23 protein-coding genes and 1 pseudogene are annotated in these 24,160 nt (G+C 63.0%); 10 read left to right on the plus strand and 14 right to left on the minus strand.

Annotated elements, in window-relative coordinates:
• Nucleotides 1–57: 57 nt before the first annotated feature.
• From ACNFBR_RS18440 to ACNFBR_RS18460, 5 genes are all read right to left on the minus strand, one after another.
• Complete coding sequence (locus tag ACNFBR_RS18440) at nucleotides 58–789, minus strand: hypothetical protein (RefSeq protein WP_416736225.1); 732 nt, start codon at nucleotides 787–789, stop codon at nucleotides 58–60.
• Between the two features lie 59 nt (nucleotides 790–848).
• Nucleotides 849–1,229, minus strand: coding sequence for a RidA family protein (locus ACNFBR_RS18445; protein WP_003253379.1), 381 nt, complete (start codon nucleotides 1,227–1,229; stop codon nucleotides 849–851).
• Between the two features lie 23 nt (nucleotides 1,230–1,252).
• Complete coding sequence (gene spoT / locus ACNFBR_RS18450; RefSeq protein ID WP_051096432.1) at nucleotides 1,253–3,361, minus strand: bifunctional GTP diphosphokinase/guanosine-3',5'-bis pyrophosphate 3'-pyrophosphohydrolase; 2,109 nt, start codon at nucleotides 3,359–3,361, stop codon at nucleotides 1,253–1,255.
• 59 nt (nucleotides 3,362–3,420) lie between these two features.
• Nucleotides 3,421–3,684, minus strand: coding sequence for a DNA-directed RNA polymerase subunit omega (rpoZ, locus tag ACNFBR_RS18455; protein WP_003253383.1), 264 nt, complete (start codon nucleotides 3,682–3,684; stop codon nucleotides 3,421–3,423).
• A gap of 250 nt (nucleotides 3,685–3,934) precedes the next feature.
• Complete coding sequence (locus ACNFBR_RS18460; protein WP_416736226.1) at nucleotides 3,935–4,807, minus strand: LysR family transcriptional regulator; 873 nt, start codon at nucleotides 4,805–4,807, stop codon at nucleotides 3,935–3,937.
• 205 nt (nucleotides 4,808–5,012) lie between these two features.
• Between ACNFBR_RS18460 and ACNFBR_RS18465 the strand changes: the two genes are divergently transcribed.
• The 3 genes from ACNFBR_RS18465 to ACNFBR_RS18475 all read left to right on the plus strand — a co-directional run bounded on the left by ACNFBR_RS18465 (nucleotide 5,013) and on the right by ACNFBR_RS18475 (nucleotide 8,828).
• Entirely contained in the window at nucleotides 5,013–6,395 is a 1,383-nt protein-coding gene (locus ACNFBR_RS18465) for a glutamine synthetase family protein (RefSeq protein ID WP_016712708.1), read from the plus strand.
• 4 nt (nucleotides 6,396–6,399) lie between these two features.
• Entirely contained in the window at nucleotides 6,400–7,167 is a 768-nt protein-coding gene (locus ACNFBR_RS18470) for a gamma-glutamyl-gamma-aminobutyrate hydrolase family protein (RefSeq protein ID WP_416736227.1), read from the plus strand.
• A 119-nt stretch (nucleotides 7,168–7,286) separates the two neighbouring features.
• Complete coding sequence (locus tag ACNFBR_RS18475) at nucleotides 7,287–8,828, plus strand: APC family permease (protein WP_416736228.1); 1,542 nt, start codon at nucleotides 7,287–7,289, stop codon at nucleotides 8,826–8,828.
• A gap of 123 nt (nucleotides 8,829–8,951) precedes the next feature.
• Here ACNFBR_RS18475 and gmk read toward each other — a convergent pair whose 3' ends face one another.
• Both gmk and ACNFBR_RS18485 read right to left on the minus strand, forming a co-directional pair.
• Nucleotides 8,952–9,572 (minus strand): guanylate kinase, encoded by a 621-nt coding sequence (gene gmk / locus ACNFBR_RS18480; RefSeq protein ID WP_416736229.1) that lies wholly within the window; start codon nucleotides 9,570–9,572, stop codon nucleotides 8,952–8,954.
• Nucleotides 9,573–9,585: 13 nt separating this feature from the next.
• Nucleotides 9,586–10,449, minus strand: a complete 864-nt coding sequence (locus tag ACNFBR_RS18485) for a YicC/YloC family endoribonuclease (protein ID WP_010955794.1) — start codon at nucleotides 10,447–10,449, stop codon at nucleotides 9,586–9,588.
• A 228-nt stretch (nucleotides 10,450–10,677) separates the two neighbouring features.
• Between ACNFBR_RS18485 and rph the strand changes: the two genes are divergently transcribed.
• A complete protein-coding gene (gene rph, locus ACNFBR_RS18490; protein WP_416736230.1) occupies nucleotides 10,678–11,400 on the plus strand; it encodes a ribonuclease PH in 723 nt (240 codons plus the stop codon).
• A 61-nt stretch (nucleotides 11,401–11,461) separates the two neighbouring features.
• Here rph and ACNFBR_RS18495 read toward each other — a convergent pair whose 3' ends face one another.
• A complete protein-coding gene (locus ACNFBR_RS18495) occupies nucleotides 11,462–12,241 on the minus strand; it encodes an exodeoxyribonuclease III (RefSeq protein WP_003253401.1) in 780 nt (259 codons plus the stop codon).
• An 80-nt stretch (nucleotides 12,242–12,321) separates the two neighbouring features.
• Here ACNFBR_RS18495 and pyrE point away from each other — a divergent pair, with 80 nt between their 5' ends.
• Nucleotides 12,322–12,963 (plus strand): orotate phosphoribosyltransferase, encoded by a 642-nt coding sequence (pyrE, locus tag ACNFBR_RS18500; RefSeq protein WP_003253405.1) that lies wholly within the window; start codon nucleotides 12,322–12,324, stop codon nucleotides 12,961–12,963.
• A 179-nt stretch (nucleotides 12,964–13,142) separates the two neighbouring features.
• Here pyrE and argB read toward each other — a convergent pair whose 3' ends face one another.
• From argB to coaBC, 4 genes and pseudogenes are all read right to left on the minus strand, one after another.
• Entirely contained in the window at nucleotides 13,143–14,048 is a 906-nt protein-coding gene (argB, locus tag ACNFBR_RS18505) for an acetylglutamate kinase (protein ID WP_004575216.1), read from the minus strand.
• Between the two features lie 30 nt (nucleotides 14,049–14,078).
• Nucleotides 14,079–15,446 (minus strand): annotated as a pseudogene (locus ACNFBR_RS18510) (phosphomannomutase/phosphoglucomutase); the annotation flags it as partial.
• A 143-nt stretch (nucleotides 15,447–15,589) separates the two neighbouring features.
• A complete protein-coding gene (gene dut / locus ACNFBR_RS18515) occupies nucleotides 15,590–16,045 on the minus strand; it encodes a dUTP diphosphatase (RefSeq protein ID WP_416736231.1) in 456 nt (151 codons plus the stop codon).
• A 5-nt stretch (nucleotides 16,046–16,050) separates the two neighbouring features.
• The gene (gene coaBC, locus ACNFBR_RS18520; protein ID WP_416736232.1) at nucleotides 16,051–17,262 is read right to left on the minus strand and encodes a bifunctional phosphopantothenoylcysteine decarboxylase/phosphopantothenate--cysteine ligase CoaBC; all 1,212 of its coding nucleotides are present in this window, start codon (nucleotides 17,260–17,262) and stop codon (nucleotides 16,051–16,053) included.
• Nucleotides 17,263–17,390: 128 nt separating this feature from the next.
• On the opposite strand from coaBC, the gene radC reads away from it, so the two are divergent.
• The gene (gene radC, locus ACNFBR_RS18525; protein WP_416736233.1) at nucleotides 17,391–18,071 is read left to right on the plus strand and encodes a RadC family protein; all 681 of its coding nucleotides are present in this window, start codon (nucleotides 17,391–17,393) and stop codon (nucleotides 18,069–18,071) included.
• Between the two features lie 320 nt (nucleotides 18,072–18,391).
• On the opposite strand, the gene ACNFBR_RS18530 is transcribed toward radC, so the two are convergent.
• Nucleotides 18,392–19,999: an ABC transporter substrate-binding protein gene (locus ACNFBR_RS18530; protein ID WP_416736234.1), complete on the minus strand. Its 1,608-nt coding sequence runs from the start codon at nucleotides 19,997–19,999 to the stop codon at nucleotides 18,392–18,394.
• A gap of 361 nt (nucleotides 20,000–20,360) precedes the next feature.
• On the opposite strand from ACNFBR_RS18530, the gene rpmB reads away from it, so the two are divergent.
• Both rpmB and rpmG read left to right on the plus strand, forming a co-directional pair.
• Nucleotides 20,361–20,597, plus strand: coding sequence for a 50S ribosomal protein L28 (gene rpmB / locus ACNFBR_RS18535; RefSeq protein WP_003253504.1), 237 nt, complete (start codon nucleotides 20,361–20,363; stop codon nucleotides 20,595–20,597).
• Nucleotides 20,598–20,608: 11 nt separating this feature from the next.
• Nucleotides 20,609–20,764, plus strand: a complete 156-nt coding sequence (gene rpmG / locus ACNFBR_RS18540) for a 50S ribosomal protein L33 (protein WP_003253507.1) — start codon at nucleotides 20,609–20,611, stop codon at nucleotides 20,762–20,764.
• Nucleotides 20,765–20,835: 71 nt separating this feature from the next.
• Here the strand turns inward: rpmG and ACNFBR_RS18545 are convergent, their stop codons facing one another.
• The gene (locus ACNFBR_RS18545; RefSeq protein ID WP_416736235.1) at nucleotides 20,836–21,195 is read right to left on the minus strand and encodes a cupin domain-containing protein; all 360 of its coding nucleotides are present in this window, start codon (nucleotides 21,193–21,195) and stop codon (nucleotides 20,836–20,838) included.
• 196 nt (nucleotides 21,196–21,391) lie between these two features.
• On the opposite strand from ACNFBR_RS18545, the gene ACNFBR_RS18550 reads away from it, so the two are divergent.
• Together ACNFBR_RS18550 and ACNFBR_RS18555 are read left to right on the plus strand one after the other, a co-directional pair.
• A complete protein-coding gene (locus ACNFBR_RS18550; protein WP_416736236.1) occupies nucleotides 21,392–22,885 on the plus strand; it encodes an aldehyde dehydrogenase in 1,494 nt (497 codons plus the stop codon).
• Between the two features lie 130 nt (nucleotides 22,886–23,015).
• The gene (locus ACNFBR_RS18555; RefSeq protein ID WP_416736237.1) at nucleotides 23,016–24,155 is read left to right on the plus strand and encodes an MFS transporter; all 1,140 of its coding nucleotides are present in this window, start codon (nucleotides 23,016–23,018) and stop codon (nucleotides 24,153–24,155) included.
• Nucleotides 24,156–24,160 lie beyond the last annotated feature (5 nt).

Genomic DNA, 24,160 nt, shown 5'->3' on the forward strand with positions numbered 1-24,160 from the left:
AGCACAAGGCTGCTCCTACCGGGTGGCGCGGTAGCCTGGGTGACGGTGCAATGTGGGTCAGCTGCGCTCCAGCACCCACTGGCGCTTGCCCGCGGCCAGCTCCGGCATGTCGTCCGGCTGAGCACGGTTCACCGCCTGGAAGATCTCCAGCTTGTCGCCATCACGCTTGATGATGAATGGTGCGCCACGCTGGTTGCGCTCCAGCCACAGGCTGTCATTGCTACCGCCCATGGTCGCGCAATCGCCCGCCAGGCACAGGGCGAAGCGATCCGGGCCGGGCAGGCCGGTGACGTTGCCGGTGTCGCTGAAACGTACGTTGGCACCTTTGCCCTGGCCTTCGACGATCTTCCAGTCGCCGCCCAGGTAAGCCTGGTACAGCGCCTTCTCGAAGCTGCTGCCCAGCGGCGCATTGGCGGCTGCCGGTGCCTTGGCGCGCACGAAGGTTTGCTTGGCGCCACGCTGGTCGACAGCCAGCAGCTCGTCGCCATCGAGCGACAGCTGCTCGGTCTGGCCGCCCTCGAAGCTGGCCTGCCATTGCTTGTCGTTGGCGCTCAGCTGGCCGTCAGCGGCCTCGAAACCATTGCTGTAGCTGGCCTGCTGGCTGGCGACGTCGAGCTTCCATTCGAACACTGGGCCGTGTTCATTCAGCGCCTGGCGCAAGCTGCCGCCTTTGACCGCCGCAGTGATGGCGTCCTGGTTGATCCAGGTGCCGTTGAAATCTTCGGGTTTGTGGCTGGCGCAGCCGCCCAGTAGCAGGGCTGCCAGCGCGAGGGGCAGTGCTTGACGCATGACGGGGTAACCTTGCAGAGGAGAGAGGGTGACGGGCAGGGCGCCCGTCACCAGGGGCATCATTCGATGACCAGGATGGCGTCCATTTCGACCTGGGAGCCTTTCGGCAGCGCGGCAACGCCAATGGCGGCGCGGGCCGGGTAGGGCTGTTCGAAGTAGCGGCCCATCACCTCGTTGACCTTGGCGAAGTGGCTCAGGTCGGTGAGGAAGATGTTCAGCTTGACGATGTCCTTGAACGAACCGCCAGCGGCTTCAGCCACGGCCTTGAGGTTCTCGAACACCTGCACGGTCTGGGCTTCGAAGCCTTCGACCAGTTCCATGGTCTTCGGGTCCAGCGGGATCTGGCCCGACATGTACACGGTGTTGCCGGCCTTGATCGCTTGCGAGTAGGTACCGATGGCGGCGGGGGCCTTGTCGCTGTTGATGACGGTCTTGCTCATGATGACTCCTTGCGGTTGGCGGACTACGTACGCATGCGGGTGATGCGGACCACACCGGTCAGGGTACGCAGCTTCTTGATCACACGCGCCAGGTGCACACGGTCGTGCACGCTGACCACCAGTTGGACCACGCTGATACGGCCGTCGCGTTCGTCCATGCTGATCTTCTCGATGTTGCCGTCGGCGGCGTTGACGCTGCTGGCCAGCAGGGCGATAAGGCCACGCTGGTGCTCCAGTTCGACACGCAGTTCTACATTGAACTCGCCAGTGATGTCCTTGGCCCAGGAGAGCTGTACGCACTTTTCCGGGTTGTGGCGGATTTCACTGATGTTGCGGCAGTTTTCCAGGTGCACGACCATGCCCTTGCCAGCCGACAGGTGGCCGACGATCGGGTCGCCCGGGATCGGCGTACAGCACTTGGCGTAGCTCAGCACCAGGCCTTCGGTACCACGGATCGCCAGTGGGCCTTCCGGCGCCGGCAGCTGTTCGCCTTCGGCCGATAGCAGGCGACGTGCGACCACATAAGCCATGCGGTTGCCCAGGCCAATGTCTTCGAGCAGGTCTTCGATCAGTTCCAGGCGGTACTCGGCGAGAATCGCCTGGATGCGTTCCTGGGGGATTTTCTCCAGGCTGCTGTCGAAGCCGGTGAGTACCTTGTTCAGCAGGCGCTCGCCCAGGCTGATGGACTCGGAGCGGCGCTGCTGCTTGAGCGCGTGGCGGATATGCGTACGCGCCTTGCCGGTGACCACGAAGTTGAGCCAGGCCGGGTTGGGTCGGGCGCCTGGGGCGCTGACGATTTCCACTGTCGAGCCGCTTTGCAGTGGTTCGGACAGCGGTGCCAGGCGACGGTTGATGCGGCAAGCGATGCAACTGTTGCCGACGTCGGTGTGCACCGCGTAGGCGAAGTCGACGGCCGTGGAGCCTTTGGGCAGCTCCATGATGCGGCCTTTGGGCGTGAACACGTAGACCTCGTCCGGGAACAGGTCGATCTTCACGCTCTCGATGAATTCCAGCGAGTTGCCGGCACGTTGCTGCAGTTCGAGAATACCCTTGACCCACTGACGCGCGCGGGCGTGGCTGCCCTTGGGCTGCTCGTCGTCGTTGGACTTGTACAGCCAGTGCGCGGCAATGCCGTTGTTGGCCATCTCTTCCATCTCGCGGGTGCGGATCTGGATTTCGATGGGCACGCCGTGCATGCCGAACAGCGTGGTGTGCAACGACTGGTAGCCGTTGGCCTTGGGGATCGCGATGTAATCCTTGAAGCGACCGGGCAGTGGCTTGTACAGGTTGTGCACGGCGCCAAGCACGCGGTAGCAGGTGTCGACCTTGTCGACGATGATGCGGAAGGCATACACGTCCATGATCTCGTTGAAGGCACGGCGCTTGCCGCGCATCTTCTTGTAGATGCCATAGAGGTGTTTCTGCCGGCCGCTGACCTCGCCCTGGATGCCGTCGGCGGCCAGGCAGTTGGCCAGCGAGTGCTCGATCTTGGCGACGATCTCTTTGCGGTTGCCGCGTGCGCTTTTCACCGCGCGGTGAATCAGCGACGAGCGCATCGGGTGCATGGCCTTGAAGCCGAGGTCTTCGAACTCCACGCGCACGGTGTGCATCCCCAGGCGATTGGCGATGGGGGCGTAGATTTCGAGGGTTTCCTTGGCAATGCGCCGGCGTTTTTCGCCAGACAGCACTTCCAGGGTGCGCATGTTGTGCAGGCGGTCGGCCAGCTTGACCAGGATCACGCGGATATCGCGGGCCATGGCCATGGCCATTTTCTGGAAGTTTTCGGCTTGCGCCTCGGCCTTGGTCTCGAAGTTCATCTGGGTCAGTTTGCTGACCCCATCGACCAGCTCGGCCACGGTCTCGCCAAACTGCTGGCTGAGGGCTTCCTTGGCGATGCCGGTGTCTTCGATCACATCGTGCAGCATGGCCGCCATCAGGCTCTGATGGTCCATGTGCATGTCGGCGAGGATGCTGGCCACGGCCAGCGGGTGGGTCACGTAGGGCTCGCCGCTGCGGCGGCGCTGCCCATCGTGGGCCTGTTCGGCGTAGAAATAGGCACGCCGGACCAGGTTGACCTGTTCGGGGCCAAGGTAGGTCGACAGCCGTTCGGCCAAGGCTTCTATACCCGGCATGGGTTCACCTCCTGCCGAGGAAGAGGGCCTTGCGCCGTGCGACGTCGACCTGGCATCAATCAGACAGCCTCGTTGTTCTCGTCCTCGAACGCGGCGAACACCGGATCCTCGGTGACGATCTCTTCAGCGGCGATGAACTCGTTGGTGACGATGCCTTCGGCGATTTCACGCAGGGCAACGACGGTTGGCTTGTCGTTTTCCCACGCAACGCGTGGCTCTTTGCCGCCGGTCGCCAGCTGGCGAGCGCGCTTGGTCGAGAGCATGACCAGCTCGAAGCGGTTATCCACGTGTTCCAGGCAGTCTTCAACAGTTACGCGGGCCATGGTCTTCCTCAGTAGCAATTGCGGTGGGCGTGCAGCCCAATAGTGGGCAGGCGGACTCGATAGTATAAAAATTCACCAGCCAATAGGGAAGCGCTGTTTTGTCGGGTGAGTCGGCGTGGGCTGCTTCGCCGGCATGCCCGCTCCCACAAGTGCTACACAGGCCTCACTGCCGCCGCTTGGCCTGTGGGAGCGGGCAAGCCCGCGAAAGGGCCGCAACAGACACCCTGGATACATGGATCTGACGATAACCTCAGAGCATCGCGTCACGCAACCGCGGGGTCAGCTCTTCGAACAAGGTCTGCACCGAACGCAAAGCCCGGCAATCCGGCCGGGTCAGCAGCCACAACTGGGTGTCGCAACCGGGCAGCGGGCCGCTCAGTGCGTCCACCCCAGGCAGCGCATGCACCATGTAGTCCGGCAGCGCCGCCACGCCCAGGCCCGCGGTGACCAGCTGGGCGATGGTCGACATGCTGCTGCACTGGTAGCGCGGGCTCAACCCTGGGTGCTGCTGATTGCGCCAGACCACCGTGGGGTGGTCCTGCATCGAGTCGTCGGGGGCGATCCACGGCACGCTGCCGGCCGACTCGGTCAGGCGTTCGCGCCATTGCGGTTGGCCGCAGACGACATAAGAAGTAGAGCCCAGGTTGCGGCCCACCAAATGCTCCGGTGGCGTGTTGGTCAGGCGCAAGGCAATGTCGGCGTCGCGCCGGCTGAGGTTGGCGAAGGTGTTGGAGGTGCCCATCTCCAGCGACAAGGCTGGGTAGTTGGGCATGAACTCGGCCAGCGCCGGCAGCAACAGGCTGTGCATCACCGCTTCGGTGCAGGTCACGCGCACCGTGCCGCTGACCACTTGCTCGCCGCTGGTCATGGCAATGCGCGCCGCCTCCAGCGCCTGCTCGGCACGCTCGGCCTGCTCGGCCAGGGCCTGGGCGGTGTCAGTTGGCAGGTAGCCCTTGCGGCTCTTGACGAACAAGGCGGTGCCCAGCGCCGACTCCAGTCGGCGGATCGAACGGAATACCGTCGAAACGTCGACTTTGAGCAGCTCGGCGGCTTTGGCCAGCGAGCGACCACGTTCCAGTGCCAGGACCAGAGAAAGGTCGGCGTGGGTAATCTGATATTGCATTGGTGCACGCTCTGCTTGCCGAATTGCCAATGTCTGTTGCATCAGGGCCATTTTATAGTGAAACGGCCCCCCGGAATCAATGCGCCCGGTCGGGTAACCAATCCCCACGATGGGAAAGTGAAAAGAACAACAGCTGCAACCATCGTCGCCCGTGAGGCGCCAGCCGTATCCCCACATCGCCGCAGCACATCAAAGGATGTACACCATGACGTCGGTAACCCCGTGCGCCAGTTCTTCCAGCGAGATGAATGACTTCCTCCAGGCCCATCCGGACACGCAGTACGTCGACCTGCTGATCTCCGACATGAACGGCGTGGTACGTGGCAAGCGCATCGAGCGGGCCAGCCTGCACAAGGTGTACGAGAAGGGTATCAACCTGCCCGCATCGCTGTTCGCCCTGGACATCAACGGTTCCACGGTCGAAAGCACCGGCCTTGGCCTGGACATCGGCGATGCCGACCGTATCTGCTTCCCCATCCCCGGCACGCTGTCGGACGAGCCGTGGCAGAAGCGCCCCACCGCCCAGTTGCTGATGACCATGCACGAGCTGGATGGTCAGCCGTTCTTCGCCGACCCGCGTGAAGTGCTGCGCCAGGTGGTGAGCAAGTTCGACGACCTGGGCCTGGATATCTGCGCCGCGTTCGAGCTGGAGTTCTACCTGATCGACCAGGACAACCTCAACGGCCGCCCGCAGCCACCTCGCTCGCCGATTTCCGGCAAGCGCCCGCAGTCGACCCAGGTGTACCTGATCGACGACCTCGACGAATACGCCGACTGCCTGCAAGACATGCTTGAAGCGGCCAAGGAACAAGGCCTGCCCGCCGATGCCATCGTCAAGGAAAGCGCCCCGGCGCAGTTCGAAGTCAACCTGCACCACGTGGCTGATCCGCTGAAGGCTTGCGACTACGCGATCCTGCTCAAGCGCCTGATCAAGAACGTGGCCTATGACCATGAAATGGACACCACCTTCATGGCCAAGCCTTACCCGGGCCAGGCAGGCAACGGTCTGCACGTGCACATTTCGCTGCTGGACAAGAAAACCGGCAAGAACATCTTCGCCAGTGACGATCCGCTGCAAAGCGACACGCTGCGCCATGCCATTGGTGGCGTCCTGGAAACCATGCCAGCGTCCATGGCCTTCCTCTGCCCGAACATCAACTCCTACCGCCGCTTCGGTGCGCAGTTCTACGTGCCCAATGCGCCGAGCTGGGGCCTGGACAACCGCACCGTGGCCGTGCGCGTGCCTACCGACAGCAGCGACAACGTGCGCTTGGAGCACCGCGTGGCCGGTGCCGACGCCAACCCGTACCTGATGCTTGCGGCCATCCTGGCCGGCGTGCATCACGGGCTGACCAACAAGGTCGAGCCGGATGCGCCGATCGAAGGCAACTCCTACGAGCAGCTGGAGCAAAGCCTGCCGAACAACCTGCGCGATGCCCTGCGCGCGCTGGATGACAGCGAAGTCCTCAACCAATACATCAGCCCGGACTACATCGATATCTTCGTGGCCTGCAAGGAAAGCGAACTGGCCGAGTTCGAAGTGTCTATTTCCGACCTTGAGTACAACTGGTACCTGCACACGGTGTAAGCCCATGAGCGCAAATGCGGTCCCCTTGATCGGTGTCAGCGCCTGCCGTCAGCAGGTGGGGAAGAACTCGTCGCACACGGTGGGCGACAAGTATGTCGAGGCGGCCGGCTTTGCCGGCTTGCCGCTGATCTTGCCGGCCCGCGATGGCGGCAGCGACACGCAAACGCTGCTGGCTCGCCTGCATGGCATTGTTTTTACCGGCTCGCCTTCAAATATCGAACCGCATCATTACAATGGCGCCCCCAGCGTGGAGGGTACCCGGCACGACCTGGCGCGTGATCGGCTGACCTTGCCACTGCTGCAGGCAGCGATTGCCGCGGGTGTGCCGGTGTTCTGCATTTGTCGTGGTTATCAGGAGCTGAACGTAGCCCTTGGTGGCAGCCTGCACCAACGCGTACAGGAGCTGCCTGGTTACCTTGACCACCGCGAACCTGAGGACGCACCCCTGGAGGTGCAGTACGGCCCTCGTCACCTGGTCGGCATCGAGCCTGGCGGGTTGTTCGAGCGCCTGGGCCTGGCGGCGCAGTTCGAGGTCAACTCGCTGCACAGCCAGGGCATCGACCGCCTGGCCCCGGGCCTGCGCGTCGAGGCACGGGCCCCGGATGGCCTGATCGAGGCGGTGTCCATGCCTGACGCGCCGGGCTTTGTGCTTGGCGTGCAGTGGCACCCGGAGTGGCGCTTCAACGAAAACCCGGTCTCGCTGCGTCTGTTTCAGGCGTTTCGCGAGGCCTGCATTGCCTATGCAGCACGGGAGGGCGCACGGCAGGCGTGATGCTGACGTCAGCCGAAGGTCTCGGATGACTTGTCCCCGACAGCGAGCTTTCAATGAGTGAAAGCGGGCCTTGTTCGCAAGGCCTGTGAAAACAATTCCAAAATTTACGGCAAATACTCATGAGCAATTACACAGAAGCCGGCCGCCCACCCGACGTGGCGGCCGACGCGGGCAACACTCAGCGCAGCAAGGGCCTGGCCAAGGGCCGTTTGGGCTTGCTGGCCAGCGTGGTGCTGGGCATTTCCACCATCGCGCCGGTCTACACCCTGACCGGTGCACTTGGTCCTACCGTGCGCGAGGTGGGTGCCCACCTGCCAGCCGTGTTCATCGTCGGCTTCCTGCCGATGTTGCTGGTGGCCCTGGGCTACCGCGAACTGAACTCGGCAGAACCGGACAGCGGTACGTCGTTCACCTGGTCAGCGCGTGCCTTCGGCCCGATGATCGGCTGGATTGGCGGCTGGGGGTTGGTGGTGGCTACCACCATCGTGCTTTCGAACCTGGCGGGGGTGGCGGTCGACTTCTTCTACCTGTTCCTTGGCCAGATCACCGGCAAGCATGAGCTGGCGGCATTGGCCGACAACCTGTTGATCAATATCACCACCTGTTGCGTGTTCATCGCCCTGGCGGTGTGGATCTGCTGTCGCGGCATCGCCACCACCATGACCGTGCAGTACGGCCTGGTGGCCTTGCAGTTGGTGGTGTTGATCGGCTTTGCCGTCGCCGCCTTCGGCGGTACCACCGCGCCGCCACCGCTGGAGTTCGACTTCGCCTGGTTCAACCCGTTCGGTGTCGAGTCGTTCTCGGCCTTTGCCGCCGGCTTGTCGCTGTCGATCTTCATTTTCTGGGGCTGGGACACCTGCCTGACCGTCAGCGAAGAGTCGGTGGGCAGCGAAGAGGTGCCGGGCAAGGCCGCTACCTGGACCGTGATGCTGATCCTCGGCCTGTACCTGTTCACCGCCATCGCCACCCTGCAGTTTGCCGGCATCAGCGAAACAGGCCTGGGCCTGAACAACCCGCGCATCCAGGAGAACGTCTTCGCCCACCTGGCCGGCCCGGTCATGGGGCCGCTGGCGATCCTGATGTCCATCGCTGTGCTGGCCAGCACGGCGGCGTCGCTGCAGTCCACCTTCGTGGCGCCGGCGCGCACCCTGTTGGCCATGGGTTACTACGGTGCGGTGCCGCCGAAGTTCGCCAGCGTATGCCCGCGTTCGCAGACCCCGCGTTATGCCACCATCTGTGCCGGTGTGGCCGCGGGCCTGTTCTACGTGACCATGCGCAGCCTGAGCGAGAACGTGCTGGCGGACACCATTACCGCGCTGGGCATGATGATCTGCTTCTACTATTCGCTGACAGCGTTCGCCTGCGTCTGGTATTTCCGCGACAGCCTGTTCGACAGCCTGCGCCACTTCATCATGCGCGGTCTGTGCCCGCTGGTGGGTGGGGTGATCTTGTCGGTGATCTTCGTGCGCACCGCCATCGACAGCGCTTCGCCAGACTTCGGCAGCGGCTCGCATGTGGGCGGGTTGGGCTTGGTGTTCGTGATCGCCGCGATCATCTCGGTGCTGGGCATCGGGTTGATGATGCTGTCGCGCATGCGCGCGCCGGCGTACTTCCTGGGGGCTACCTTGCGTCAGCAGGCTACCCTGCCTTTGCAGGAATAAAGCGGGGGCGCTTGGCGCCCCATTCGCAGCACAAGGCTGCTCCTACAAAAGGCACGGCGTACACCGTCAACTGTAGGAGCAGCCTTGTGCTGCGAACGGGCTGCGAAGCAGCCCCATCGATCTTCAGCCGATCATTTGCTTCAGCAGCGCCGCATGACGCTGTTGCTGTTTCTGCAATAGCAGGCGATTCGAGCGGAACACCGCCTTCAAATCCTCCAGCGCCACGTCGAAATCATCATTGATGATCACGTAGTCATACTCGTCGTAGTGCACCATCTCACTGACTGCTTCTTTCATGCGCCCGGCGATGATTTCTTCGCTGTCCTGCCCGCGGCCGTCCAGACGCTGACGAAGCGCTTCCTGGCTTGGCGGCAGGATGAACACCGACAACGCCTGCGGCATCAGCTCGCGAACCTGCTGGGCACCTTGCCAGTCGATTTCCAGGATCAAGTCGTAGCCCTGGTCCAGGGTCTGCTGCAGCGCACTGCGCGAGGTGCCGTAGAAGTTGCCGAACACTTCGGCATGCTCAAGGAAATCACCTTGCGCGATCAGCGCCTTGAACTCTTCGTGGACAACGAAGTGGTAGTTCACACCGTGCTGCTCGCCCGGGCGCATGGCGCGGGTGGTGTGCGAGACCGAGACGCGGATTTGCTGGTCGTCCTTGGTCAGGGCGGTGACCAGGCTGGTCTTGCCGGCGCCGGAAGGGGCCGAAACGATGTAGAGGGTGCCGCTGCTGTGGTTCATGGTCGGGGTGGCCTTACTCGATGTTCTGTACTTGTTCACGCATCTGTTCGATCAATACCTTCAGGTTGACCGCCGCTTGCGTGCTGCGTGGGTCGAAGGCCTTGGAGCCGAGGGTGTTGGCCTCGCGGTTGAGTTCCTGCATCAGGAAGTCCAGGCGCCGGCCGGCGGCGCCGCCACCCTTGAGCACCCGGCGCACTTCGGTGACGTGGGTGCTGAGGCGGTCGAGTTCCTCGGCCACGTCGCTTTTCTGGGCCAGCAGCACCATTTCCTGCTCCAGGCGCTGCGGATCGAGCTCGGCCTGCATATCGCCGAAGCGGTCGAGAATCTTCTGCCGCTGCGCCGCCAGCATCTGCGGAACCAGGGCACGCAGGGTGGTGACTTCGCTGGCCATGTTGTCCAGGCGTTCGTTGATCAGCCGGGCCAGCTCCTGGCCTTCGCGCTGGCGCCCGGCCTTGAGTTCGGCCAGCGCTTCGTCGAACAGCGCCATGGCTTCGGCGTTCAGGGCCTGCGGGTCGCTGGTGTCGGCCACCAGCACGCCCGGCCATGACAGCACTTCCAGCGGGTTCAGGGGGGCCGGTTGCTTGATCAGGCCGGCCACTTCCTCGGCGGCGGCAACCAGTTGCGCAGCGCGCTCGTGGTCCACTTTCAGCGGTTTGCCGTTGCTGTCTTCGTTGAGGCGCAAGGTGCATTCTACCTTGCCTCGCGACAGGCCCTGGCGCAGGCCTTCACGCACGCCGCCTTCGAGGTCGCGCAGGGCCTCGGGCAGGCGCAGGTGCGGCTCCAGGTAACGGTGGTTGACCGAACGCAGCTCCCAGACCAGGGTGCCCTGGCTGCCGGCGCGCTCGACACGAGCAAAAGCGGTCATGCTGTGCACCATGGGGAGTACCTCGCGTAGTTGAATGAACGGTGGGAGCCTCTCGGCTGCAAGGCGCAGGATTGTAGCGCAGTGGGGCCGTGGCGCCCAATCCGCCTATGTTACCGACGGGTGGCCAGGCCAGTAGGAAAAGGCGACGGGCTGTGCCGGGCGCGACAATAGGCATGTCTTCGCCGGGCTGCCGGCTCTATAATGCTCGGCAGATTCAAAGTCCCAGTACAGGTATCCCAGATGAAACGTCCAAGTGGTCGCGCCGCCGATCAGCTCCGCTCGATCCGCATCACCCGCAACTACACCAAGCACGCCGAAGGGTCGGTACTGGTCGAGTTCGGTGACACCAAGGTCATCTGCACGGTCAGTGTGGAAAACGGTGTACCGCGCTTCCTCAAAGGCCAGGGCCAAGGTTGGCTGACCGCCGAATATGGCATGCTGCCGCGTTCCACCGGCGAACGTAACCAGCGCGAAGCCAGCCGTGGCAAGCAGGGTGGCCGCACCCTGGAAATCCAGCGCCTGATCGGTCGTTCGCTGCGCGCAGCGCTCGACATGAGCAAGCTCGGTGATATCACCCTGTACGTCGACTGCGACGTGATCCAGGCCGATGGCGGTACCCGTACCGCGTCCATCACCGGTGCCATGGTCGCCCTGTGCGACGCCCTGGCGATCATCAAGAAGCGCGGGGGCCTGAAGGCGGGTAACCCTCTCAAGCACATGATCGCTGCCGTGTCGGTAGGCATGTACCAGGGCGAAGCGGTGCTCGACCTGGACTACCTGGAAGACTCCGCCGCCGAAACCGACCTGAACGTGGTCATGACCAGCGCCGGTGGTTTCATCGAAGTGCAGGGCACTGCCGAAGGCGCGCCGTTCCAGCCTGAAGACTTCAACGCCATGCTTGGCCTGGCGCAGAAGGGCATGACCGAAATCTTCGAGCTGCAGCAGGCCGCACTGGCCGACTGACTGTTTCTGTGGATACGAAAAAGCCGACATTGATGTCGGCTTTTTCGTATCTGAACAGTACTCAGATGGTCAACGTCCAGTCATAGTCGACGATCAGCGGCGCATGCTGGGAGAAGCGCGGCTGACGCGGCAGGCGGGCGTTGCGCACGAAGCGGCGCAGGCCCGGCGTGAGGATCTGGTAGTCGAACCGGTAGCCCAGGTTGAGCATCTCGGCCTGCTCGTTGTCCGGCCACCAGCTGTACTGATCGCCTTCACGGCTGACTTCGCGCAGGGCATCGACATACCCCATCTCGCCAGTGATCGCATCCATCCAGGCGCGCTCCGGCGCCAGGAAGCCTGGCGACTGCTGGCTGTCACGCCAGTTCTTGATGTCGAGCTTCTGCTGCGCCACGTAGAACGAGCCGCAATAGATGTATTCGCGGCGCTTGCGGCGCTGCTTGTCCAGGTACTTGGCGAAGTCGTCCATCAACTTGAACTTCTGGTTCAAGTCTTCGTCGCCGTTCATGCCCGAAGGCAACAGCAGGCTGGCAATACTGACTTTGTCGAAATCTGCTTGCAGGTAACGCCCGTAGCGGTCGGCTGTCTCGAAGCCCAGGCCGGTGATGACTGCCTTGGGCTGCATGCGCGAATAAAGGGCCACACCACCTTGGGCAGGCACCTCCGCGTCGCAGGCATAAAGGAAATAGCCATCGAGCTGGAAAGCTGGGTCGTCGAGTTCAAAGGCCGAGGCGCGGGTATCCTGAAGGCAGATGACGTCGGCATTCTGGGCTTGCAGCCAGCTGAGCAAACCACGCTCGGCCGCAGCCTGAATGCCATTTACGTTCACACTGATGATCCGCATAAATGGCCCCAAAAATCTCGTGCGTGTATGATACCCGAGCTCAACCCATTTAGCTAAATCCATGGTGTCCGGGACTATCCATGCAGCCGTATCAGCGCGACTTTATCCGTTTTGCCATCGATCGCGGGGTACTGCGTTTCGGTGAATTCACCCTGAAATCGGGGCGTACCAGCCCGTATTTCTTCAATGCCGGCCTGTTCAACACAGGTTCCGCACTGGCCGAGCTGGGGCGTTGCTACGCCGCCGCCATCGTCGACAGCAAGATCCCGTTCGATGTGCTGTTCGGCCCGGCCTACAAGGGTATCCCTTTGGCGGCGACCACGGCCGTGGCCCTGGCGGACCAGCATCAGCTCGACGTGCCATGGTGCTTCAACCGCAAGGAAGCCAAGGACCACGGCGAAGGTGGCAGCCTGGTCGGCGCGCCGCTGGCCGGTGACGTGCTGATCATCGACGACGTGATCACCGCCGGTACCGCTATCCGTGAGGTCATGCAGATCATCAACGCCCAGCAGGCCAAGGCCGCGGGTGTGCTGATCGCGCTGAACCGCGAAGAGCGTGGCAATGGCGAACTGTCGGCAATCCAGGAAGTGGAGCGCGACTTCGGTATCCCGGTGGTCAGCATCGTTTCGCTGACCCAGGTGCTGGAGTTCCTGGCCGATGACCCGCAGCTCAAGCAACACCTGCCGGCTGTCGAAGCTTACCGGGCGCAGTACGGGATCTGATCCTGGCCTGGAAATGAAAAAGGCGACCTTCCTGTGAAGGTCGCCTTTTTTGTGTCGCCTGTACTGGCCTCTTCGCGGGCAAGCCCGCTCCCACAGGTACAGCACCGCCTTAGAGGGCTGCGACAAACCTGTGGGAGCGGGCTTGCCCGCGAAGAGGCCGGTTCAGGCTAATCCATCACTCAGCGCGGCTTGCGGTTGGTGATCAAGGTACCCACACCGCTGTCGGTGAAGATCTCCAGCAGCACCGCGTTCGGCACGCGGCCATCGATGATGTGCGAGCTGTTCACACCGCCCTGCACCGCATCCAGTGCGCACTTGATCTTCGGCAGCATGCCGCCGTAGATGGTGCCGTCGGCGATCAGTTCGTTGACCTGCTCGGTGGTCAGGCCGGTCAGCACCTGGCCCTGCTTGTCCATCAGGCCGGCGATGTTGGTCAGCAGCATCAGCTTCTCGGCCTTCAGCGCCTCGGCCACCTTGCCTGCCACCAGGTCGGCGTTGATGTTGTACGACTCACCGTTGGCGCCCACGCCGATTGGCGCGATCACCGGAATGAAGTCGCCTTTCACCAGCATGTTCAGCAGGTCGGTGTTCACGCTCACCACTTCGCCTACGTGGCCGATGTCGATGATTTCCGGGGTGGTCATCTCGGGCGTCTGGCGGCTGACGGTCAACTTGCGGGCGCGGATCAGCTCCGCGTCCTTGCCGGTCAGGCCGATGGCGCTGCCGCCGTGGCGGTTGATCAGGTTGACGATGTCCTTGTTGACCTGGCCACCCAACACCATCTCCACCACGTCCATGGTCGCCGAGTCGGTGACGCGCATGCCGTCGATGAAGTGGCTTTCGATCGACAGGCGCTTGAGCAGGTCGCCGATCTGCGGGCCGCCACCGTGGACCACCACCGGGTTGATGCCCACAGCCTTCATCAGCACGATGTCACGGGCGAAGCCGGTCTTGAGCTCCTCGCTCTCCATCGCGTTGCCGCCGTACTTGATCACCAGGGTCTTGCCGACAAAGCGGCGGATGTAAGGCAGTGCTTCGGACAAAACCTCGGCTACATGGGAAGCGGCATCGCGATCGAGGGTCATGCAGGGCTCCTGTAAGGAACAGATAGTCGGTCAGAACGGCAGTTGCAGCTCAGGCTCAACCCGCAGCAACTGGGTACGGAATACATCCTTGATACGTTGCAATTCGGCGTCGCTGTCGGCCTCGAAACGCAGCACCAGCACCGGGGTGGTGTTGGAGGCGCGAACCAGGCCCCAGCCGTGGGCATAGTCGACCCGCACACCGTCGATGGTGGTCAGGTTGGCTTCGCCCCAATCGGCGTCGCGTTGCAGTGCATCAATGATGCTGAATTTACCCTCGTCGGTCACATCAATATTGATTTCCGGCGTGGAAATATCGTTCGGGAAGGCGGCAAACAGGTTTTCGGCGCTTTGCCCGGCCTTGCTGAGGATCTCCAGCAGGCGTGCGGCGCTGTAGATACCGTCGTCGAAACCGTACCAGCGTTCCTTGATGAAGATATGACCGCTCATCTCGCCGGCCAGCAGCGAACCGGTCTGTTTCATCTTCTTCTTGATCAGCGAATGGCCGGTCTTCCACATCAGCGCGCGGCCGCCTAGCTGCTCGATCAGCGGGGTCAGGCGGCGGGTGCATTTGACGTCGAAGATGATTTCGGCACCCGGGTTGCGCGCCAGCACGTCCTGGGCAAACAGCATCAGCAGGCGGTCGGGGTAGACGATGCTGCCCGTGTTGGTCACCACGCCGACGCGGTCGCCGTCACCGTCGAAGGCCAGGCCGATGTCGGCACCGGTTTCCTTGACCTTGGCAATCAGGTCTTCGAGGTTTTCCGGCTTGCCCGGGTCCGGGTGGTGGTTGGGGAAGTTGCCGTCGACCTCGCAGAACAGCGGGATCACTTCGCAGCCCAGGGCCTCGATCAGTTGCGGTGCGATCACGCCGGCGGCGCCGTTGCCGCAGTCCACCACCACCTTGAGCTTTTTCGCCAGCTTCACGTCGCCGACGATCTGCTGGAAGTAGCGGTCGAGGATCTCGACCTTTTCCACGCGACCTTCGGCCAGGGTCAGGTCGTTGGTTTTAAGGCGGGTCAGCAGGGCCTGAATCTGTTCGTTGGCCAGCGTATCGCCAGCAATGACGATCTTGAAGCCGTTGTAGTCCGATGGGTTGTGGCTGCCGGTCAGCATCACGCCGGACTTGCCGGCCAGCACGTTGGCTGCGTAGTACAGCGCCGGGGTGGGCACCAGGCCGACGTCGCTGACCTGGCAGCCGGCATCGACCAGGCCTTTGATCAGCTGTTCGACCAGCATCGGGCCCGACAGGCGGCCATCGCGGCCTACCGAAACCTGCGGTTCACCCTGGGCAAGGCTCTGCGCGCCGATGGCGCGACCGATCCAGTAGGCGGTTTCGGCATGCAAGGTTTTGCCGACCACGCCGCGAATGTCATAGGCGCGGAAAATGCTGTCAGGTAGTGCGGCGGGGACCAGGTGGGCCATGTCGTTCATCTCTGGGAGCTCCAATAGTCAAGGCTTTCTGGGCAGGCGCAAACTGAACGCTTGGACGGTGCATTCGCCAGAGAGTTCGCCATCCTTGGCCTGAACGGTCACTTGCCGGCTCAGTGGCTGCCGGAGTGGCCGAAGCCGCCAGCGCCTCGCTGGCTTTGGTCAAATGCTTCGACGATGTCGAAATGGGCTTGTACCACCGGTACCAGCACCAGCTGGGCGATGCGCTCGCCAACTGCGATGGTGAACGGCGTGTTGCCGCGGTTCCAGCACGACACCATCAGCTCGCCCTGGTAGTCCGAGTCGATCAGGCCGACCAGGTTGCCCAGCACGATGCCGTGCTTATGGCCCAGGCCCGAGCGCGGCAGGATGACTGCCGCCAGCCCCGGGTCGCCGATGTAGATCGACAGGCCGGTCGGAATCAGCAAGGTCTGGCCTGGCTCGAGGACAGTGTCTTCCTTGAGCAGGGCGCGCAGGTCGAGGCCGGCGGAGCCGGGGGTGGCGTACGTCGGCAGCGGGAATTCGCTGCCCAGGCGTGGGTCGAGGATCTTGGCTTGAAGAGCGTGCATGTAACTTATTGAACCTGGTTGAGCCGTTCGGCGATGAAGGCGACCAGCTGCCGGGCGATCTTGCCCTTGCTGGTCTGCGCGAAGAGGGTCTGGTGCTGCTGGCGGTCGATCACGGTCAAGGCGTTTTCTTCGCTGTTGAAGCCGATGCTGGGGTTGGCCACATCATTGGCGACGATCAGGTCGAGGTTCTTGTCCTTGAGCTTGCGCGTGGCGTAATCGAGCAGGTGCTCGGTTTCGGCGGCGAAGCCGACGCTGAACGGGCGGTCGGCGCGGCCAGCCAGGGTGGCAAGGATATCGGGATTGCGCACCATCTGCAGCAGCATGCCGTCGCCGGTCGTAGGATCTTTCTTCAGTTTCTGTGTGGCAACCACTTCCGGGCGGTAGTCCGCAACCGCTGCCGAGGCGATGAACAGGTCGCACGGCATGGCCGCTTCGCAGGCCGCGAGCATGTCTCGCGCGCTGACCACGTCGATGCGGCTGACCCGGTCGGGGGTTGGCAGATGCACAGGGCCGGTGACGAGGGTGACCCGAGCCCCGGCTTCGGCAGCCGCTTCGGCCAGGGCGAAGCCCATCTTGCCGGAGCTATGATTGGTGATGTAGCGCACCGGGTCGATGTTTTCCTGGGTCGGGCCGGCGGTGATCAGCACATGTTTGCCGGTCAGCGCCTGGCGTTTGAAGCTTTCCGCGGCGCACCAGGCCAGGTCGGTGGCTTCGAGTATGCGCCCCAGGCCGACGTCGCCACAGGCCTGGCTGCCGGAGGCCGGGCCAAACACCTGAATACCCCGGCTTTTGAGCAGTTCGAGGTTGGCCTGGGTGGCCGGGTCGCGCCACATGGCCTGGTTCATCGCCGGGGCAACGGCGACGGTGGCGTCGGTGGCCAGCACCAGGGTGGTCAGCAGGTCGTCGGCCATGCCCTGGGCCATGCGCGCCATGAGGTCGGCGGTGGCTGGGGCGATCAGCACCAGGTCGGCCCATTTGGCCAGTTCGATGTGGCCCATGGCCGCTTCGGCGGCCGGGTCGAGCAGGTCCATGTGCACCGGGTGGCCCGACAGCGCCTGCAGGGTCAGCGGGGTGATGAACTCGGCACCACCACGGGTCATGACGACGCGCACCTGCGCGCCGTGCTCCAGGAGACGGCGAATCAGCTCGGCGCTTTTGTAGGCGGCAATGCCGCCACCTACGCCGAGAACGATGCGCTTGCGATACAGCCGCTGCATAGGCTTGCCTTTTTCCAGTGAGAGCGGGCGGCGACGTTTGAAAATGCCTGCGGCAGAACGTCGCATGTACGAGGCGAAATAGATTAACACAGGGCCGAAATGGGCCGCAGCATAGGCAGAGGGGCGGGATGAATATCAGGGAGTGGCCGGCTGAAGAACGGCCTAGGGAGAAGTTGCTGCAGCGAGGGGCGGCGGTGCTGACGGATGCTGAACTGCTTGCCGTGCTGCTGGGCTCTGGCGTTGCCGGGCGCAATGTGCTGGACCTTGCACGCGGGCTGCTGCTGCGTTTTGGCGGGCTTAGGCAGTTTCTGGAGGCTGATCGCGAAGCCGTATTGCGCGAACCGGGTATCGGGGTTGTGAAGTACGCACAGTTACAGGCGCTACTGGAGATCGGCAGGCGCTATCTGGATGAGAATATCAAGCGCCCAGGGGCTCTGGAGGGGCCTGTGGCCGTGCGGCGTTATCTCAAGGCCATGTTGCGGCATGAGGCCAGTGAAGTGTTCGGGTGCCTGTTTCTCGACAGCAAACACAGGCCGTTGGCTTTCGAAATCCTGTTCAGGGGCACGATAGACCGGGCGAGTGTCTACCCTCGGGAGGTGGTGCGACGCGCGTTGCTGCATAACGCGGCGGCTTTGATCCTGTGCCACAACCACCCTTCGGGCAACAGTGAGCCGAGCCAGGACGATGTGCATTTGACCCTGTCGTTGAAGCGCGGGCTGGGGTTGATCGATGTGCGGGTGCTGGACCACATCATCATCGGCGACGGGGAGCCGTTGTCGATGGTCGAGCATGGGTGGATCGTGGCTTAGGCAGGTCAATGCTGTCAGGGCTGCCAGGTGCCTGCATTGAGAGTTGTGGCGCCTGGGAGATCGAGCGCCGCCCGCGCGGCGCATCGCGAGCGAAGCTCGCTCCTACGTTTGTTTCGGGCCAGTGACGCCTGCGCCAACGCGCGCGACCGCCTTGTTTGTACGGCACGATATCGCGCCATGCGCCAAGGCGTTCGCGCACAAATCCAACAGGAATGATTGGCCCGAAACAAACGTAGGAGCGAGCTTCGCTCGCGATGCGCCGCGCGGGCGGCGCTCGATCTCCCAGGCGCCACCCCTTTCAAGGCAGGCACCTCCAGGGCTTACCTGGTCACTGACACCTTGCTGAAATCCAGTCGCCCGAACGGGCTCACTTGGTACCCCTCGACCTCTTGGCGCAGCAGGGTCGCTGCTGTCGGGTGCGCCAACGGCACCCACAGCGCCTGCTGCTGAATCAGCGTTTGCGCCTGCTGATACAGCCGGCTACGCACGCTCTGGTCGTTGGTGGTGCGCCCGGCGCTGATCAACTGGTCCAGACGGCTGTCGCAGAAGCGTGCAAAGTTGGTCCCCGACTCGACCGCCGCACAGGAAAACTGCGGGCTGAGGAAGTTGTCCGGGTCGCCGTTGTCGCCCGCCCAGCCCATGAACAGCAGGTCATGCTCGCCCGCCTTGGCACGGCGGATCAGCTCGCCCCACTCGATTACGCGGATCTCGGCCTTGATGCCGATCTTGGCCAGGTCGGCCTGCAGCATCTGGGCGCCAAGGCTTGGGTTGGGGTTGAGCAGGCTGCCCGAAGGGCGGGTCCAGATCGTGGTGCTGAAGCCCTCGGCCAGGCCGGCCTTGGCCAGCAGCGCTTTGGCTTTCTTCAGGTCCAGCGGGTAGCCAGGCAGGTCTTTGGCATAGCTCCAGGTATTGGGCGGGTAGGGACCGTTGGCGGCCACCGCCGAGTCTTCGAACACGGCCTTGAGGTAGGCCTGCTTGTCGAAGGCCAGGTTGATGGCCTGGCGAACTTCCGGCTTGTCCAGCGGCGGGTGCTGGCTGTTGATGGCAACGAAGGCCGTCATGAACGCTGGAGTAGTGGCCACCTTTAGGTTGCCATCCTTGCCTGCTTCGGCAATGTCCAACGGCTTGGGCGACAAAGCCACCTGGCACTCGCCACGCTTGAGCTTCTGCAGGCGCACATTGGCATCGGTGGTGATGGCGAAGATCAGCGGGTCGACCGCCGGCTTGCCGGCAAAGTAGTCCGGGTTGGCGCGGTAACGCACCACGGCGTCCTTCTGGAAGCGCTGGAACACGAACGGCCCGGTGCCGATGGGCTGGCTGTTGAGCTTCTCCGGCGTACCGGCCTTGAGCAGTTTGTCGGCGTATTCGGCGGAGTAGATCGAAGCGAAGCCCATGCTCAGGGTGGCCAGGAAGGTGGCGTCCGGGTGGCTGAGGGTGAAGCGCACCGTGTTCGGCGCAGGTGCTTCAATCGCCTTGATCAGGCTGCCCAACTGCAGTGACTGGGCGTGCGGGTAGCCACCCGGTGCGGTCTTGTGCCAGGCATGGGCCGGGTAGAGCATGCGCTGGAAGCTGAACAGCACATCGTCGGCGTTCAGTTCACGGCTTGGCTTGAAGTAGGCGGTGCTGTGGAACTTCACGTCATCGCGCAGGGTGAAGTCATACACCAGGCCGTCGGCCGACACCGTCCAGCTGGCCGCCAGGCTCGGTACCACTTTGCCTTGCGCCGCGTCGAATTCCACCAAACGGTTCATCAGCACGTCTGCGGTGGCGTTGGTGGTGGTCAGCGAGTTGTACTGCACCACGTCGAAGCCTTCGGGGCTGGCCTCGCTGCAAACGCTCAGCGGAGCGGCCTGGGCAGCGCCGGCTGTGAACAGAGCGCCGGCGGCGAACAGCGAGTTGAACAATAAGGAAAGGGCGGCGGCACGCATGGTGGCTCCTTGGCTGTCAGTGGCCCATCTGCCAGTGCAGTCTGGAAAAGGCCTACCCTAGTGCGCCTGCCGGCAAATGACCACACCCTTTTTTACAAAACTGGCGACGAGCGGTCGACGGCTGGCGGAGCCTGCCGCTATGCTGGCCCGGCGCGTTCTGGCTTGCGGCAATGTGCATCTACTGTTGTTGCAGCCAAGTCTTTCTGGTATAAAGCAGCGCTCTTTTCTAGGGGCTCGGCCTGTCGCATCAGCGGATCCGGTCGATAAGACCTCCAGAATCACGGCGCCCAGGCGCCAAAGACTGAGAGATTAAGCGGCCAACCCATGCCGGGTTGGGCATGTGGTTTTAGAGGGCTGAGTCATGTCGAGAGTCTGTCAAGTTACTGGTAAGGGTCCAGTAACCGGGAACAACATTTCCCACGCAAACAACAAAACCCGTCGTCGTTTCCTGCCGAACCTGCAGCACCACCGTTTCTGGGTTGAATCCGAGAAGCGTTTCGTGCGTCTGCGCGTTTCCGCCAAAGGCATGCGTATCATCGACAAGCGCGGCATCGACGCCGTTCTGGTTGACATCCGTAAAGCTGGCGCCAAGGTTTAAGGGAGAACATCATGCGTGAATTGATCCGTCTGGTTTCGAGTGCCGGTACCGGCCACTTCTACACCACCGACAAGAACAAGCGCACCACCCCGGACAAAATCGAGATCAAGAAATATGATCCGGTTGTTCGCAAGCACGTGGTGTACAAGGAAGCCAAGATCAAGTAATTGATCGGCGACCTGAAAAAAACCCGCATCCGAAAGGACGCGGGTTTTTTTATGCCTGCGCGGGCCTCAGGTCATTTCTGCTCGAACATCACATAGATCTTGCGGCAAGGCTCCAGCACCTCCCAGGTGCCTTTGAACCCGGCCGGGATGACAAACCGATCGCCGGCACGCAGGGTTTTTGCACCGCCGTCCTGGTCGCGCAGCACCGAAACGCCCTGGACGATCTCGCAGTATTCGTGCTCGGTGTAGTTCACCGTCCACTGGCCCACCTCACCTTCCCACACGCCAGCGGCAAACTGCCCGCATGGGCTGGAATAATGGTTGTAGACCGCCTGGTCGGGCTCGCCCTTGAGGATTTTTTCCGCCGCTGGGCGGTAGCGTTCGGCCTCGGTGATGGCCTGGGCGAAGTCGATGATGCTTTCTATGCGCATGGTGCGGCTCCTGTTGTTGTTTAATAAAATGAACATCAGTAGGCTTTTGAGCCGTCCGTGTCAAATATATTGATAGTTTACAGCGGCTGGTTTAGGGTATCGCTTGCCCGTGTGCGCTCGTCGCCCGGCCAGAATTCTGACAACGCCTGTGAGTCCTCAGTGCGGCGTTGCACCTAAACAAGAGGAGGAGTTTCGTATGACCACCCTGACCCGTGCGGACTGGGAACAACGTGCCCAGCAACTGAAGATCGAAGGCCGTGCCTTCATCAACGGCGAATACACCGATGCCGCATCCGGTGAAACCTTCGAGTGCCTGAGCCCGGTCGACGGACGCTTCCTGGCCAAGGTTGCCAGCTGCGACCTGGCCGATGCCAACCGCGCTGTGGAAAACGCCCGTGCCACCTTCAACTCCGGCGTCTGGTCGCAACTGGCCCCGGCCAAGCGCAAGGCCAAGCTGATCCGCTTCGCCGACCTGCTGCGCAAGCACGTCGAAGAGCTGGCGCTGCTGGAAACCCTGGACATGGGCAAGCCGATCGGCGACTCCTCCAGCATCGACATCCCGGGTGCGGCCCAAGCCATTCATTGGACTGCCGAAGCCATCGACAAGGTCTACGACGAAGTCGCCCCGACCCCGCACGACCAGCTCGGCCTGGTTACCCGTGAGCCAGTGGGTGTAGTCGGTGCCATCGTACCGTGGAACTTCCCGCTGCTGATGGCCTGCTGGAAGCTCGGCCCGGCGCTGGCCACCGGTAACTCGGTGGTGCTCAAGCCGTCCGAAAAATCGCCGCTGACCGCTATCCGCATCGCCCAGTTGGCCATCGAAGCCGGTATCCCGGCTGGCGTGCTGAACGTGCTGCCAGGCTACGGCCACACCGTGGGCAAGGCCCTGGCCCTGCACATGGACGTCGACACCCTGGTGTTCACCGGTTCCACCAAGATCGCCAAGCAGCTGATGGTGTACGCGGGCGAATCGAACATGAAGCGCATCTGGCTGGAAGCCGGCGGCAAGAGCCCGAACATCGTCTTTGCCGACGCCCCGGACCTGCAAGCTGCCGCCGAGGCAGCGGCCAGCGCCATCGCCTTCAACCAGGGCGAAGTGTGCACCGCAGGCTCGCGCCTGTTGGTCGAGCGTTCGATCAAGGACAAGTTCCTGCCAATGGTGGTCGAGGCCCTGAAAGGCTGGAAGCCAGGCAACCCACTGGACCCACAGACCACTGTCGGTGCCTTGGTCGACACCCAGCAAATGAACACCGTGCTGTCGTACATCGAGGCTGGCCACAAGGACGGCGCCAAGCTGCTGGCCGGCGGCAAGCGCACCCTGGAAGAGACCGGCGGCACCTACGTCGAGCCGACCATCTTCGACGGCGTGACCAATGCCATGCGTATTGCCCAGGAAGAAATCTTCGGCCCAGTGCTGTCGGTGATCGCCTTCGATACCGCCGAAGAAGCCATCGCCATTGCCAACGACACGCCGTATGGCCTGGCGGCTGGCATCTGGACTTCGGACATTTCCAAGGCCCACAAGACCGCCCGTGCCGTGCGTGCAGGCAGCGTCTGGGTCAACCAGTACGACGGCGGCGACATGACCGCACCATTCGGTGGCTTCAAGCAGTCGGGCAACGGCCGTGACAAGTCGCTGCATGCGCTGGAGAAGTACACCGAGCTGAAGGCGACCTGGATCAAGCTGTAATCGTAAGGGCCGCTTTGCGGCCCATTCGCGGCACAAGGCCGCTCCTACAGGGATATGCGTTGCCCCTGTAGGAGCGGCCTTGTGCCGCGAATGGGCTGCCAAGCAGCCCCAAGAACTCAAGAGGTCAAGGATGCGTTGGGGTACCTACTTCGCCGTACTGGCATCGGTGCTGAGCGTCGGTCTGGCGCTCGGCGTGAGCATGCCGCTGGTATCCCTGCGCCTGGAGGCCTGGGGCTACGGCAGCTTTGCCATTGGCGTAATGGCCGCGATGCCGGCGCTGGGCGTACTGGCAGGTGCCAGCCTGGCCAGCCGCCTGGCAGGTTGGGTTGGCGTGCCCTCTGCCATGCGCCTGTGCCTGTGGGGTGGGGCGCTGTCGATCGGCCTGCTCGCACTGCTGCCCAGCTACCCGCTGTGGCTGCTGCTGCGGCTGATAATCGGCATGTCCCTGACCGTGGTGTTCATCCTCGGCGAAAGCTGGATCAACCAACTGGTGGTCGAACAGTGGCGTGGCCGATTGGTGGCGCTGTATGGCAGCAGCTACGCCTTGAGCCAGCTGGCCGGGCCATTGGTGCTGGGCTTCCTCGGCTCTGATGACGACTTCGGTTTCTGGGCCGCGACCGGCCTGCTGCTGGCCGCGCCGCTGGTGCTGCTAGGGCGTGGCGGTGCGCCGAGCACAGAGGCCTGCAGTGTCACCTTCGGCGACCTGTTTGCCTTCTGCCGGCGTTTGCCGGTGATTGCCTGGGCCATTGCGCTGTTTGCCTCGTTCGAGGCGATGATTCTCACCTTGCTGCCGGTGTATTGCCTGCAGCAGGGCTTCAGCACCGAAATCGCCCTGTTCATGGTCAGTACCGTGGTGGTGGGTGATGCGGTGTTGCAGTTGCCCATCGGCGCGCTGGCCGACCATATGTCGCGACGTACCCTGTTCACCGGCTGTGCGGTGACCTTGCTGGTGTCCAGCCTGGCGATTCCGTTGCTGTTGCACACACCGGTGATCTGGCCATTGTGGGTGTTGTTCGGCGCCAGTGCCGGCGGCTTGTTCACCCTGTCGCTGGTGCTGATCGGTGAGCGCTACCGGGATGACGAACTGGTGCGGGCCAATGCTCATGTGGCGCAACTCTGGGGTATCGGTTGCTTGCTCGGGCCGTTGCTGGCGGGGGCGGGGAGCCAGTGGATCAGCGGGCATGCATTGCTGTTCCTGATGGCGGCCGGGGCGGCGGGGTTGGTGGTGTTGACCCGGCGCCCCGGGGCGTTTGAGGCCGTTTCCGCCTGAATGGC

The organism is Pseudomonas sp. NY11955 (assembly GCF_048068035.1).
Lineage (GTDB): Bacteria > Pseudomonadota > Gammaproteobacteria > Pseudomonadales > Pseudomonadaceae > Aquipseudomonas.